The following is a 281-nucleotide window of genomic DNA, read 5'->3' on the forward strand; positions in this document are numbered from 1 at the left end:
ACGCTCTGCACGCGGTGCTGTGCGCAGCCGGCTTCAACATCCGCTGGCTGCTGCGGGCGCTGCGGCGCCAGCTGCAGGCCGGCGGCCTAAAGCACGTTTACTTGGCCTTGACCGCCGTATGGACGGCATTGCTGGCAGCGGCTATGGCGGGATTCAACAGCGTCATGAACTTCAATCCCGAACGATCGCGTCAGCCGCTGCTCAACCCGACATGACCCGCCGCTGGTCGCCGGGGCCGTGCCCACAGCGAGTTGCCTGGAAATGGATTTTGCAGGTCTGAC

The 281-nt window shown here is 64.8% G+C and carries 1 pseudogene; it reads left to right on the top strand.

What is annotated here, in order from left to right:
- A pseudogene (locus tag ACG02S_RS26310) lies at positions 1 to 215 on the top strand (hypothetical protein); the annotation flags it as partial.
- Positions 216 to 281: the final 66 nt, after the last annotated feature.

It is taken from the genome of Pelomonas dachongensis, assembly GCF_043555865.1.
GTDB classification, from domain to species: Bacteria; Pseudomonadota; Gammaproteobacteria; order Burkholderiales; family Burkholderiaceae_C; genus Pelomonas; species Pelomonas dachongensis.